We start from the raw sequence: 13,839 nt of genomic DNA on the forward strand, positions 1-13,839 counted from the left end.
TCAACTCACTCCCCGCTCAGAATTTTTTGTCCTTGGTTATATCCCTGTGATACTTCTGCACCTTATAGTCCTTATCAGCAAGATGCTTCGCCATAAGCTCAGCAAAGGTTATGGAACGATGCTTTCCTCCGGTGCAGCCGAATGCTATGACAAGCTGACTCTTCCCCTCCTGTACATACAGGGGTATCAGGAAATCTATAAGGTCGGTAAGCTTTTCAAAAAGCACCTTTGACTGAGAAAAACCCATAACATAGTCCCTGACACAGCTGTCACAGCCTGTATGATTGCGCAGTTCCTCGATATAAAACGGATTCGGAAGACATCTTATATCAAACATGAGGTCTGCATCAGACGCAACACCATATTTAAAGCCGAATGACATTACTTTGATGATGAGAGAATCCGAATTCTTTTCAAGGAATATGGTTTTTACCTGCTCCTTCAGCTGTGAAGAGGTAAAATTCGATGTCTCCACATAATAATCAGCTATCTCACGAAGCTGCGAGAGCTGAGACCACTCATAGTTGATGGCTTCATGTATATTTCCGTTGAACTTCTCGGACAAGGGGTGCTTACGTCTTGTCTCCTTGTACCGTTTAAGTATCACGTCATGGGTAGCTTCTATAAAAAGCACCTTTACATCAACGTCCGGCTGGCGCTTCAGTTCCTGCCATGAGCGGAATATTTCAGCAAACATATCGCCTGTTCGTATATCTACGGCAACGGCGATCTTACTAATGTCAGATTCGGACTGTCTGCACAGATCGACGAACTGGGTTATCAGCTTTGGCGGTATATTGTCGATACAGTAAAAGCCGATATCCTCCATAACGTCCATGACGCTTGATTTTCCCGAACCAGACATACCGGTCACAATCAATATCTGCATAGATCTCTCCAAAAAGCTATAATCAGCTTAATATAACAGGTTCAAGTTCAAGTATATAACCTGTCTTTTCGTTTACTATCTTCTTAACTCTGTCGCAAAGCTCAAGCACATCGGCACAGGTGGCGTAGCCCTTGTTAATAACGAAGCCGCTGTGCTTCTCACTTACCATCGCACCTCCGCAGGTCATCCCCTTCAGCCCGCACTGGTCAATGAGAAGAGAAGCGTAGCTTCCCTCAGGGCGCTTGAACGTACTTCCGGCACTCGGAAATTCAAGCGGCTGCTTTGCGCTCCTCTTTGCCATGCACTCGGACATGGCAGCCTTTATCTCGTCAGGCTTGCCCGAAGCAAGCTGTATCGTAACAGAGGTTATCACAAGGTCTGTGCCTGAAAATATACTTCTGCGGTAGGAAAGCTCCATTTCGTCCCTGTCAATATTTTTTATATCGCAGTTTTCATCGATATATGAAGCAGAAACCACTACATCCTTCATTTCGCTCCCGTAGGCGCCGGCGTTCATATACAGCGCTCCGCCGACTGTACCCGGTATACCGAAGAGATTCTCCATTCCAGTAAGTCCGAGCTGCTGTGCGCGTACACAGACGGAGGCAAGATAAGCTCCCGCATCGCATCTTATAGTATTTCCCTCTGCCTCTATCCTTGAAAAATCGTTGCCGAACAGAAGAACGACTCCGTCAAACCCATCGTCCGGAACGAGAACATTGCTTCCTCTGCCGAGGATACAGTATTTTACGTCCTTATCCTTCAGGTATCTGATGATCTCAGCAGCAGATTCCGCGGAATTGATGCTGACAAGAGCCCTGCAGGGTCCGCCGAAGCGGAAGGTTATATAATCGCTGAGCGGAGCTTCGGGAGTTATCCTGCAACCGAGCCTTCCGCATAATGCTGTAAGTTCACTTATATTTATCATAGTGTCCCCCTGAATCCATCAGTTATAAAATGAAGTCCGTCAGAACGCTTCATAGTCACGAACTACTTCCTTGGGATCAGACTCCATACCAAGCCTGTTAAGGAGCTCACGGGCTGCATTGTAGCCCATCTTCTTCTGTCTGTTGTTCATGGCGGCAACTTCAAGTATGACCGCAAGATTACGTCCCGGCTTTACAGGTATGGTAAGAGAAGGGATCTTTACGCCGAGAAGGCTGACGAATTCCGTATCAACGCCCATTCTGTCGTATACCTTTTCGGAATTCCACTGTTCGAGCTCAACAACAAGATCTATCTTCTCTGTCATCTTTACAGCACCTATACCGAAAAGACGACGCGCATTGATTATACCGATACCGCGGAGTTCAAGAAAATGACGGATATTGTCGGGCGAGCTTCCCACAAGGCTGATATTAGATACCTTTCTGATCTCGACAGCGTCATCAGCAACAAGACGGTGACCTCTTTTAACGAGCTCGATAGCCGTTTCGCTCTTGCCGACACCGCTTTCACCTGTTATGAATACGCCTTCGCCGTATATCTCAATAAGTACGCCGTGTCTCGTAACTCTCGGTGCAAGATTAAGATTCAGAAATGCTATCAGTCCTGACATAAAGTTTGATGTGCTTTCCTTGCTTCTGAGGAGAGGTACCTCGTATTCCTTGGCAAGTTCAAGCATTTCCGCAAAATACGGAAGCTCTCTCGTGATTATAAGGGCAGGTATCCTCTGTGCGAACAGGAGCTGCAGACGCTCCTTCCTTGTTTTTTCATCGATAGTGGAGAGATACGCGAACTCCATCTTACCGATTATCTGTATGCGCTCAGGATTGAAATACTCATAGAATCCCATGAGCTGAAGTCCGGGACGATTGACATCGTTCTCGTCGATCATTACCTCGTTGGCGTCTTTGGGTATATATATTGTCTCAAGCTTGAATTCATCAATGACGCGCTGAAGTGACACCTTAAAATTTTCTGCCATAACAAACTCCGTTCTCCGATCACTGACCGGGAATTATTTTCAGCCGATTACGTATGAATCATATCCGCATTCGACTATCTCATCCTTTGCATCAAGCAATTCCTGTACACCTGCAGCCGAACCTGATACACGAACGGCAACATTGAATTCGTCAAGATCTTCTCCTAAAAGATCAAGCATTTTCTTTACATTTTCAGCAGGAGTGCCGCTGAACTCGTAAACCGTATCAGCAGTATAAACGCCGTAGCTTATAGCATCAAGATCAATGTTAAGTACCACTGTATTGACCTTGAGCAGCATTGGCTGAAGAACGTCCTTTTTGCCTCTGAGAATATCGGAAGCGTTTACTTCAAGAAGCATTTTTGAATTATTGTGCATAGCCTTGTCGTACATCAGGTTTGCAGCGGAGGTAAGCGCCATATACCTGTCAGAAGCGGCATATTTGTCGCCAAGGAATTCAATGTCCGACTGCCTGAAATCCGGGAAAACGAAGTCGGAACATACTATCCTGTCGAAACCTGCCGAAGTTATCTCATCAACTATGTCGGCATTATAGTTTACAGCTGCCTCGGAAAACGGATTCATCCACGGTCTGCCGCCTGCCTCAAGACTGTTGTCGATCCAGAGCGTTCCGTCCACATACGCAAGGTAACTCATATTCTGGAAGTACATCGGGACCACACTGTCATCAAAGGTGCTGACAAGAGCCACCGGTTTATAGCCTGCTGAGGATATGGCGGAGGCAATATCCTTCGCCCGCATCGAACCATTGACGATACCGGAAGAAGTGGCATAATAATTATTCGTTGCATAATATATCTCACCGCCGCTGACCTTCAGGGGCACCTCGATGTACTCGATCTTTCCGTCAGCGGGAACACGCTTCAGCGCACTCTTCAGAGTACTGCTGTCCGTAAGGTCGGCAGTATTCAGTGAAAACGCCTTGAAGCGTTCGATCACAAAAGGCGCAGCTGCCGTTGTATCCTCCTGAACGATTTGTTCGCCGTTTTCATCCGTTACGACTTCTTCCTCAAAAACAGGTGAAGTCGTAGTAACTGTATCGCCTGTTTTCTTTGAATAGTAGTTTATCAGCGGACCGGCAACACTGAAACCGATAAAAAAGATTCCGCCGACGAGAAGCAAAGTCAGACCTATAGAAAAAGCTTTACCGACAGGACTTTTTCCGTAGTAATTCTTTTCCTTGGTCTTGTAGATCTTCCTGCCTTTATTTTTGAACTTCATTGTTAATTGTCTCTCCTATATCAGTATATTGCGCTTACTTCAGCGAATATACTGCCATTGATATGATTCCGAGGTAAACAAGCATTGCAGGAAATCCCCTGAACGAAGCAGGTACCTTAGATGAATTTAGTTTACTGTACGCAGCCGTAAGCATCAAAGCCGCTATGATAAATCCGACGCCGGCTTCAAGTCCAGCGCCTGCATACTCTGCAAAGCTGTACATCAGCCCGTCCATGACAGATCTTTCATGTACTGTGAAAAGAGTTCCCATAACCGCACAGTTGAAAGCTGACACATGAACATATCTGCGCAGTTCTTCAAATCTTGAGCCGCCTAAAAAATACAAAGCCGTGAGAAGAAGAACATACAGCACTCCGATCACTGCCGTATATAAAAGCAGTCTGAGCTCAGATACAGTTGTAGGGAGCATAAGGTCGATCAGATACGCGGCAGAAGCTCCTGCGGTGGTAAAGAACGTAATTACAAAAGCTGTCGCAACAAGATTCTTTTTCCCTCCGGCAGCAATAAAGATCGTACTCGTTCCCAGCGCCTGGGAAAGAATAAGATTTGCCGCAAGCAGAGTGATAAGATCATTGACCAGAAACATCGTTATCACTCCTTACTTCATTGCTTTCATTCCTGAAAAAGCTTCTTATCCAGCGGTACGCTCCGCACATAAGACCAAGGAATATGAATCCACCGAAGGGCTTTGAAAGACCGTCGATCAGAGTATTTATATCAACGATCCTGTTGTTTATCGTACCATATGCAAGAAGCTCACGGAGCAGTCCCGTGATCAGCATAACAGCGTCAAAGCCGAGTATGCAGAAGAAAAGCGATACGATCATATCGGCTTTCTTCATGCGGAAGAACTTCGCCTCGGTCTGCAGGACAATAAGCGAATTGACCGCTATAAGCGGAAAAAATATTCCTATCCTCGATATCGAATCAGGGTAGATAACACTTGCGGTAAGTCTGACAGGAATGTATACAACAGCCGATATTACCGCATATATTATGATCTTAACGGTATAAGGCAGCTTTGACGGAACAAATGAAGAAATAAGCACTGAAATAAAGGTTATCGCAGAAAAGGCATAGATCAGCGCCCATGCATTTTTCAATGTATCGCCGCATACAATGACAGGCGATATAACCATAAGTCCGGACAGGACTATGTTTTCTCCGAGGATGCCGCCCATAAGAGCTTTTTTGTGTTTATTCACTCAGTGCGCCCTCCTCTTCTGTCTGACATGATATAAGACCGCGGCCTGTCTCATACTCCATTGCCGCTGTCTCTATCTTATTCTCAAGGTTCCTGAAGCCGAGCGCAACGGGAGTAAACAGAACGGAAACTATCACTATAGCGTTCTCCTTTGCGCCTGTAAGCACAAGGATATATGATACGACTCCCACAAACAAGCCATAGAAAAACGCATAATAATCACGCTTCGGGGCTATCCTGACATCAGAAATGATGTATACAGCAGCAAAAAGGACCATATTCGTAACAAGCGAATATTTGAGGGAATCGGTGCGCGATTGTACAGCAGGCGTAACAACAGCGAGAAAACCTGTGCCGAAGATCGTTCCTATAAACGCTCCTGCAGAGATACTGCGCCTGAATATAAGCACTCCCGCCGCAACCGCGAGGAGAAGAATGCTTACCGCCCCCGACGGACCGCTGAAATTACCGAGAAGTATCTCAAAATCCGAGTGTTTGAACACACCTGTAAAATTGAACGTGTGGGAAGCAGAGTTCACAAGTGCGGAAGGGGCTTCAAAAACGCCCGTTTTGACGTGCGGCTCCGTAAACTGCAGCAGCTTTCGCCCCCACGATGTGAGAACAAAAACATATCCGGCTGCCGCAGGAGAAAAAATCATATTAAGACGCCCGCCGAATATATTCTTTGCAGCGACAACAGCAAATACCACAGCTATAAAAGCGATCTTAAAATCCATGACTGCCGGAAACATAAGTGCCAGTATCAGCGCATCCGACGTACAGGTAAGGTCATCTGCCGAAAACTTACGCTTCATCAGTCTTAAAGAGACAAGCTCGGCAAAGACCGCAGCTGCGATACATACACCCGCAAGAACAACAGAACGTATACCGTAATAGAAGTAAGACATCAGTTCAAGCGTGAGGAGAGTGAGCATTATATCGAGCCAGATAAGACGTTCTTTTCTTGCTTTCTTCAGCATATCATATCTTCCTTCAGAGCATTTGCAGCTGCAGCCATATCCGCAGCATGGAAAAGATAGCTTCCCGACACAAGAACATTTGCTCCTGCCCTGCGGACAACAGCGGCTGTCTCACTGTTAATGCCTCCGTCAACTTCAACATTCACATCAAGTCCCATTTCGGTTATCTTTGACCTGATGCTTCTTATCTTGTCAACAGTCTCCGGAATAAAGCTCTGTCCGCCGAATCCGGGTTCCACAGTCATTACAAGCACCATATCAAGATAGGGCAGGAGGTCAAATACAGTCTCCGCAGGTGTCGCAGGCTTCAGCGCGACAGCAGGACTGACACCGCAACTCCTTATGGCTTTGAGCGTCTCGGCAGGATCGCTGTCACTCTCAACATGGAATGATATTATATCCGCTCCTGCTTCGGCAAAGCGCTTTATATACTTTGCAGGTTCCTTTATCATAAGATGTACATCAAGAGTTATGTCAGACTGTTTCCTGACCTGCTGAAGTATCGGCAGACCAAAAGTAATATTATTAACAAAAATACCGTCCATAACATCAAAATGCAGCATTTCGATGCCGCTGTTTTTGAGTTTGAGTACCTCACTGCCCAGATTGAGCATATCGGCACTTAAAACAGACGCCGAAACATAATTTTTCAATCTATCACTTCTTCCGAATTCATTCGCTTTTTTGAAAGCAATAACTTATCTTTAAAAATCCATACACTATTATTATATAATATTTATTCGTGAACGTCAATATGAAGTCTTATTTTTTTATATAATTTTTCAGCTCAGGCAGCTAAGTTAAATATATTTCTTTTTAATATTGTCCATGCACAAACTCATAATGTTATACTGAACGGAGGTAATCATATGTTTTTTGAACTTCTCAGGAACCTTTTCTTTTTTGCGCTCCATATCGAAAATCCTTCTGTTTTCCCTAAACCTCTTTCCAAAAAGGATGAAGAGGAATGCTTCAGCAGAATGAAGACTGGCGATACTGCAGCTCGCAGCAGGCTTATAGAGCATAATCTCCGGCTTGTTGCTCACATTGTAAAAAAATACGCCGTAACTGCTGACGAACAGGATGATCTTATATCCGTCGGAACTATCGGGCTTATAAAAGCTGTTTCCTCCTTCGACTGTTCCAAAGGTGCAAAGTTTGCAACTTACGCAAGCCGATGCATTGAAAACGAAATACTCATGCAGTTCAGAGCATCAAAAAAATCAGCCGGCGATATCTACATAAGCGAACCTGTTGAAACTGATAAGGACGGCAATTCACTCACTCTTATGGATATTATTGACGACGGGGCAGACATACACGAACAGGTTGATATGCTTATACGTTCAAGACAGCTGTACTCTTTTCTCAGGCAGTGCCTTGATGAACGGAGCTTTGAAATAATAGTCTACAGATACGGTCTGTACGGAACATCTCCGCATACCCAGAACGAAACAGCCGCAAAACTCGGCATATCGCGTTCATATGTTTCAAGGCTCGAAAAGAAGGCTATCAGCGACCTGAAAAAAATGTTCGATGATTCAGAGCTCTGATAAATCAAATATCATTTGAATTCACCCTTCTGCTATGTTATAATAATATAAAAAGCAGATAAGGAGCGCATATCCATGATCTACACCGACCTTACACGCAAAGCTATGAAGCTCGCCTATGACGCACATCACGGACAGCTTGACAAAAGCGGTGTTCCGTATATCTTCCACCCATTTCATCTTGCTGAGCAGATGAACGATGAGTATACGACCTGCGCAGCTCTGCTGCATGACGTCGTCGAGGATACGGACGTAACACTAAAGGAGCTTGAAGCCATATTCCCTTCTGAGGTAACAGAAGCGGTAAAGCTGCTGACTCACAGCAAAAACACGGATTATTTCGACTATGTAAGGGAAATTGGTACAAACAGAATAGCAAAAGCCGTAAAGCTCGCGGATCTCAGGCATAACTCCGACATGAGCCGTCTTGGCGGAACAGAACCTGCAGAGTCCGCTGAAACCGCAAAACGTCTCGAAAAATATGCCGCTGCTATAACGCTCCTGTCGGAAGGAAAATAAAAAAATGCACGATATTTTTCGTCACTGATTGTACAATTTGCATGGTGACAACTTTGACGAAATATGTTATAATGATTCTTGCAGTATTTTTACGGAGGTGTCTTTTTTGGAATTCAAGGTAAACTGCGGAATATGGGGAGCCATGTTCGGCGTTCCCGGTATTGTTGCGGAAAATTTTCTTAAACTCGCCACCGGCGGACAAATAAAGGTGCTTCTGTATCTGCTGAGATATTCGGGAAAGATGTGTTCACTTGACGAGATATCGTCCAATACGGGCGTTGGTCCCGATGAAGTTGAAGAGGCTATTCTTTTCTGGCAGCAGGCAAACGTCCTCAGTCCTCAGAACAGCCCGGATACCTTACAGGTAAGACCGCTGATGTCAAATCCTCAGCCCCCCGAAGTCACAGCAGAACCTGTTCAGAATATTTCCAGTGCTGTTCCTGACCATAAGTCCAATTACAGCAGCTCGGAAATAGCTGCTATTATGAAGGACTCGCAGGATATAAGAGAGCTTTTCAAGATCTCCGAAGGTATACTCGGAACTCTCAAAAACGGACAGATGAACTCAATAATCTGGATGTACGACCACCTCGGCTTAAAAAAGGAAGTCATCATCACCCTGCTCACCTACTGCGCTTCAATCGAAAAGACCAATACGGCTTATTTTGAAAAGGTCGCTGCCGACTGGGCGGAAAATGATATCAACAGCATGGCTGCTGCTCAGGAGGAAATAGAACGTCTGAGCGCTTCGAGAGACTACATAGCAGGTATAATGAAGTGCTTCGAGATGACACGCCGTCCCACATCAAAACAAGCTGAATTCATTCAGCAGTGGAAAAATGCCGGATTTGATCTTGAGCTCATACACTATGCCTACGAAAAAACTATTGAACAGATAAACAAACTTAGCTTCGACTATATAAACAAGATCCTTGTATCATGGAACGACAGCGGTTTCAGGACCGCCAAGGATGTAAAGGCTGCAGAAACAAATTTCAGGAAGAAAAAGAAAAACTCTTCTTCCGGAAACGGAAACGGCGATTCTGACATTGAGGAATACAAGTCCGTTATAAACAAATTCCTGTATTAAGGAGGTCAAAATGGACAGCGAGATTTTCGAGAAGGCGCAGTCTATAATAAATAACAGACGTATCAGGGCTGAAAGCGAAAATGAAGCACGTATACGCGATGTCAATGATAAGATACCTCAGATACGCGAAATAAACGAGGTCCTTTTCAACACAGGAAAGGAGCTCATATCCATAATATCCAACGGAAAAGGCAAGGACGTGTCACAGAAGATAGAGCAGCTGAAACAGTACAATCTCGGCGCACAGGCAATGTCAAGAAAGATACTGAAGGAACACGGATATCCAGAGGATTACCTTGATATGCATTATACCTGCCCGAAATGCTGTGACAGAGGCTATAACGGCAGTAACTTCTGCGACTGCTTAAAAACTCTCTGCGGAAAGCTCGCCGCAGATGAACTCAACAAGAATTCACAGCTCAAACTTTCAAGCTTTGACAGCTTCTCCCTCTCCTATTATTCCGGAGAAAACTATCAGGCTATGAAGAATATCCTTGAATACACGAAGCAGTATGCCGCAACTTTCTCGGAGAACTCAAAAAGCATTCTTATGTTCGGTCATACAGGTCTCGGAAAGACCCACCTTTCCCTTGCTATCGCAAAAACAGTGCTTGAAAAGGGCTACGGTGTCATATATGACTCTGCAATAAATATACTCAGGAATATTGAAAAGGAACATTTCAGCTATGAGCATTCGTCTGAAATGATAGACCTTGTTATGAATACCGACCTGCTCATACTTGACGATATCGGCACAGAATATGAGTCTCCTTTTTACAACGCTACGATATACAATATCATAAATACCCGTCTCAACTGCGGAAAGCCTTCGATCATAAGCACAAATCTTGATTTTGAAGGAATTTCAAGACGTTATGATAAACGTGTTATGTCAAGGATAGTTTCCATGTATTCCTGTCTTGAATTCAGGGGCGAGGATGTCAGGCTCCAGAAAAGAAAAAACAACGCATAAAAGTTCAGCTCCCGGAAGCATTTTCAAACAGCTTCCGGGAGCTTTTTCGCTATTATGCTGCTAAAATAACTTCAGGCTGCTCCTGCAGGTATTCTCACAGACTTTTAAAAGCCGTCCTTCCAGCGGCGGATATCCTTCTTTTCAAACGGGAATGTGCCAATGACAAACAAGTCCTTTTCAATATCTTTCTGAGTATACCACGGAGTGGTCACATTACCTTCTGTTTTCGATATTATATGGAAGCATACGGCAGGAATAAAGCTCTGACCGAAAAGATAGCACTTTTCCCCTTTTTCATTTACTGCCTCGTCAACTACCATAACAACATGAGTGTCATTGCAGACAATATCGCCGACACGGAGTTCATCGGAAGATATCACTTCGGATTCCTTTTGCAGCGAAAGTGTTCCTGCGTAGCGCATGACCTCTTTCAGATAGTTCATGTACTGCTGTTCGCTGTCATCAGGAAGAGCAGCGGGGATCTCACAGGAAAAACCTGCAATGGCAAGCATTCTTTTTCCTTTACGCCAGCGGTTATAGTCACATACGTCGCCGTTTGAGAACTGGAATGATATCTTATCATACTGCTTTGTCGCGTAAAAATAATCACTGTAAAGTCTTATAACACTGTCAGCGCACTGCTGATAGCCCTCGTCTCCGAGACTTATATCGAATACAGCGGCTGAATCAGTATAATCCATAGCTGAGCCGTCGTATACAGGCAGCTTAATATCGTCAGGAAGAAGAGGATATTTCCGCAGATATCCCGCAAAACTGTCTTCTGCGGCAGGTACCCGTGTATAACCCTCAGGAGTAAGTATACGTGTCTCAAGAGTTGTTCCGTCCGGATCAAGGGACTGTATCTCATAATGCCTTCCTGCCGGTTCGATCGCGAGCTTTGCAGCCTTCCATTTCGGGTTAACGCGGAAATATATGACCGTCAGCAGCACTGCAAGCAAAACGAGCAGTATAACGATATCGGCAGTTCTTTTTCTGTCTTTTTTGCTTTTTTTCACTTCTTTTTCCATTGTTATCTCTTCTTTCTTTAAGAGTAAAATTGCTCTGATTTATTTTAACACTAAATTATTGCTGTGTCAACAGAAAAGCCACAGCATCCCCGATAATGCTATCGGAAATACTATGGCTCATGTGTCTTTAAAGCTTCAGATCAATATAAATTATCAAGGCTGAGCTTGAAGGGACTATACTTTCTGTATGCTGTATTGTTCTTCTTCACATCGTAGCTCTTGACGATATCCTTCATCATCTTCTCAAAGTCCTCATAATAGCGTTCATCAAGAAGTGATTTAATGGTGTTCTCTGTCCAGAGATCGTCCTCGGTCATACGCTCCTTTATATCCGCCCTGATGATAATATATACGTTATCATCATCATACTGGTACTTTTCAGCTTTGTTGTAAGGCATTGAAAAGATATGCTCGTTATATTCCCTGTAAGCCTTTTCACTTGCAGCTGCTTCGTCGGATTCTGTCGTTGTAGTCGAGGTAACAGCGTCGTTCTGATCGTTTGTTGTAGTAGTATACTTTGTAATAGTGATCTCATTTGCATGAGGATCAGTTGTGGTAGTTGTTGTAGTTGCCGAACCGGAAGTTGTGGTTGTTGTGGTGGTCGTAGTTGTTGTCAGACCTGCTTCCTCGGCTGCCTTGGCGTCAGCCTCAGCCTTGCGCTTTTCTGAATACTCCTTGTACTCTTCCTCACATTCGTCGATCTTTCTGAGCTTGGCAGCGTCAGTCTTTTCGGCATTTATCTCCTTTACATAATCATCGATCATGTTGTTGAGACGACGCTTCTCGTCAGCACCATACTGCTCGCCGTTCTCATCGACCATGCTTACAGCGAAATACTTTACTCTTGTGGTCTTGTCCTGATAATATGACTTGAGCTCGTCCTCGGTGCAGCCCTTTTCGGAATCAATTCCGTAATAGTGCTTGAAAATAGCTTCCTTCTTGTAAGAATTCTCGATTATCTTTCTCAGCGACTCCTCTCCTACTCCGTTTTCTGTAAACATTGCAGAACCGGAGTTTGAAGAAAGGATATCCTTGATCTGAGCAAGCTCCTCGTCAGTAAGAGCTCCGCCTATCTTCTCGAATTCCTTTTCATTGGCAACGAAATCCTTGCAGGCATCCGTCGCATTGCTCTGTATCCAGTTGGAAGAATCGAGCTGCTCGATGGTAGCCTTCTTTACTTCGTCCACTGTCGGTTCTTTTCCGTTTTTCATATAGAGATCATATACTGCTGACTGATATGCAGATATCTCATTATAAATAAACACACCAGCAGGAACCTCATATCCGTCAACTGTGAGAGCAGTCTGAGCGTTCTTGCCGATCGTAATGGCTTCGGGAGCGCTGCATGAAGCTGATGCCGCAGCAAGTGCAAATGCTGCCGCTGCTGCCGCAAACCTGTTAAACTTATTCATTTGTATATTCCTCCGATATAATGTAGATTACAAATACTGTTTTATTATACAACAAAAAATTTGATTTGTCCATAGAAAAATGAAAATTTTTTCTGTTTTATCACCTAAATTTCTTAATTAAAAAATTATATTTAATATTTTTTACGTTATTTCCTTGACTTACAGATTCATAAATGATAAAATAGTTATGTGTGCATTATTATAAATAAGGAAGGTGTCATATTTGAAAGTCAAACTCTTATCACATACTCCAGATGCTGAAAAACTCGTTGCCACCGCAGCAAAGCTCTGCTATTCCAGCAGTGATATAGAGTCGCTCAGGGACGGATTAACCGAAGACAAGGTCGAAAGCTTCATTGATATGATCGTTTCCATCGGTCATGAAAGCGTTCTTGAGCACGTAAGCTTTACTTTCGGCATTGAAGGGATATCAAGAGCTTGCAGCCATCAGCTCGTAAGACACCGTATTGCTTCTTATTCGCAGAAAAGTCAGCGATATGTAAATGAAAACGGATTTGAATTCATAACACCGCCCGCTATAGCTGAACTTCCCGAAGCAAAGTCAGAATTTGACAGAACCATCAGCGAGATCACAAAAAGCTATGAAAAACTCGCTGCTCTTCTTACAGAAAAGCATACAGCTGAATTCATAAAACAGGGCATGGATGAAAAAACTGCACGTTCCAAGGCGTCAAAACTCGCAAATGAGGACGCACGTTTTGTGCTCCCCAACGCCTGCGAGACAAAAATCGTAGTAACTATGAATGTGCGTTCCCTTTTCAATTTCTTCCGCCACCGCTGCTGCAACCGGGCACAGTGGGAGATAAGGGCAGTCGCAAACGAAATGCTCAGGCAATGCCTTGAGACAGCACCTCACCTGTTTGCACACGCAGGTCCTTCCTGTGTTGCCGAAGGCAAATGTCCGGAAGGGAAAATGACCTGCGGAAAGATAAACGAAGTCAGAGAATACTTCTCGGCTATGAAAACTGGCAACGCATAAA

At 44.3% G+C, this 13,839-nt stretch carries 15 protein-coding genes; 5 read left to right on the plus strand and 10 right to left on the minus strand.

Annotated features, from left to right (window positions below; all coding sequences use genetic code 11):
• Positions 1-16 precede the first annotated feature (16 nt).
• From rapZ to rpe, 8 genes are read right to left on the minus strand one after another with little or no spacing between them, the layout of a single operon-like run.
• A complete protein-coding gene (gene rapZ, locus QZZ36_RS01280) occupies positions 17-889 on the minus strand; it encodes an RNase adapter RapZ (RefSeq protein WP_295075496.1) in 873 nt (290 codons plus the stop codon).
• A gap of 22 nt (positions 890-911) precedes the next feature.
• On the minus strand, positions 912-1,817 hold the full coding sequence (murB, locus tag QZZ36_RS01285; protein WP_295075498.1) for a UDP-N-acetylmuramate dehydrogenase: 906 nt from the start codon (positions 1,815-1,817) through the stop codon (positions 912-914).
• A 39-nt stretch (positions 1,818-1,856) separates the two neighbouring features.
• On the minus strand, positions 1,857-2,816 hold the full coding sequence (gene hprK, locus QZZ36_RS01290) for an HPr(Ser) kinase/phosphatase (RefSeq protein WP_295075501.1): 960 nt from the start codon (positions 2,814-2,816) through the stop codon (positions 1,857-1,859).
• Between the two features lie 39 nt (positions 2,817-2,855).
• Entirely contained in the window at positions 2,856-4,058 is a 1,203-nt protein-coding gene (locus tag QZZ36_RS01295) for a putative glycoside hydrolase (RefSeq protein WP_295075504.1), read from the minus strand.
• A 34-nt stretch (positions 4,059-4,092) separates the two neighbouring features.
• Positions 4,093-4,665 carry an Rnf-Nqr domain containing protein gene (locus tag QZZ36_RS01300; protein WP_295075507.1) on the minus strand — a complete coding sequence of 191 codons (573 nt, stop codon included), beginning with the start codon at positions 4,663-4,665 and terminating at the stop codon, positions 4,093-4,095.
• Positions 4,649-5,284: an Rnf-Nqr domain containing protein gene (locus tag QZZ36_RS01305; protein ID WP_295075511.1), complete on the minus strand. Its 636-nt coding sequence runs from the start codon at positions 5,282-5,284 to the stop codon at positions 4,649-4,651. Before QZZ36_RS01305 ends, QZZ36_RS01300 begins: the two co-directional genes overlap by 17 nt.
• Positions 5,277-6,263 carry an RnfABCDGE type electron transport complex subunit D gene (locus QZZ36_RS01310; protein ID WP_295075514.1) on the minus strand — a complete coding sequence of 329 codons (987 nt, stop codon included), beginning with the start codon at positions 6,261-6,263 and terminating at the stop codon, positions 5,277-5,279. Before QZZ36_RS01310 ends, QZZ36_RS01305 begins: the two co-directional genes overlap by 8 nt.
• Positions 6,257-6,916 (minus strand): ribulose-phosphate 3-epimerase, encoded by a 660-nt coding sequence (rpe, locus tag QZZ36_RS01315; protein WP_295075517.1) that lies wholly within the window; start codon positions 6,914-6,916, stop codon positions 6,257-6,259. Before rpe ends, QZZ36_RS01310 begins: the two co-directional genes overlap by 7 nt.
• A 216-nt stretch (positions 6,917-7,132) precedes the next feature.
• On the opposite strand from rpe, the gene sigK reads away from it, so the two are divergent.
• From sigK to QZZ36_RS01335, 4 genes are all read left to right on the plus strand, one after another.
• Complete coding sequence (sigK, locus tag QZZ36_RS01320; RefSeq protein ID WP_295075520.1) at positions 7,133-7,816, plus strand: RNA polymerase sporulation sigma factor SigK; 684 nt, start codon at positions 7,133-7,135, stop codon at positions 7,814-7,816.
• A 75-nt stretch (positions 7,817-7,891) separates the two neighbouring features.
• Positions 7,892-8,335 (plus strand): HD domain-containing protein, encoded by a 444-nt coding sequence (locus QZZ36_RS01325; RefSeq protein ID WP_295075523.1) that lies wholly within the window; start codon positions 7,892-7,894, stop codon positions 8,333-8,335.
• A gap of 106 nt (positions 8,336-8,441) precedes the next feature.
• Positions 8,442-9,425, plus strand: a complete 984-nt coding sequence (locus QZZ36_RS01330) for a DnaD domain protein (protein ID WP_295075525.1) — start codon at positions 8,442-8,444, stop codon at positions 9,423-9,425.
• 10 nt (positions 9,426-9,435) lie between these two features.
• On the plus strand, positions 9,436-10,398 hold the full coding sequence (locus tag QZZ36_RS01335) for an ATP-binding protein (protein ID WP_295075528.1): 963 nt from the start codon (positions 9,436-9,438) through the stop codon (positions 10,396-10,398).
• A gap of 104 nt (positions 10,399-10,502) precedes the next feature.
• On the opposite strand, the gene QZZ36_RS01340 is transcribed toward QZZ36_RS01335, so the two are convergent.
• Together QZZ36_RS01340 and QZZ36_RS01345 are read right to left on the minus strand one after the other, a co-directional pair.
• Positions 10,503-11,426 (minus strand): DUF4846 domain-containing protein, encoded by a 924-nt coding sequence (locus QZZ36_RS01340; protein ID WP_295075531.1) that lies wholly within the window; start codon positions 11,424-11,426, stop codon positions 10,503-10,505.
• A 140-nt stretch (positions 11,427-11,566) separates the two neighbouring features.
• Complete coding sequence (locus tag QZZ36_RS01345; RefSeq protein WP_295075534.1) at positions 11,567-12,838, minus strand: hypothetical protein; 1,272 nt, start codon at positions 12,836-12,838, stop codon at positions 11,567-11,569.
• Between the two features lie 223 nt (positions 12,839-13,061).
• Between QZZ36_RS01345 and thyX the strand changes: the two genes are divergently transcribed.
• Entirely contained in the window at positions 13,062-13,838 is a 777-nt protein-coding gene (gene thyX / locus QZZ36_RS01350) for an FAD-dependent thymidylate synthase (RefSeq protein ID WP_295075537.1), read from the plus strand.
• The last annotated feature ends 1 nt before the right edge of the window (position 13,839 follow it).

The sequence above is a fragment of the Ruminococcus sp. genome, from assembly GCF_016287535.1.
Classification (GTDB): Bacteria; Bacillota; Clostridia; order Oscillospirales; family Ruminococcaceae; genus Ruminococcus.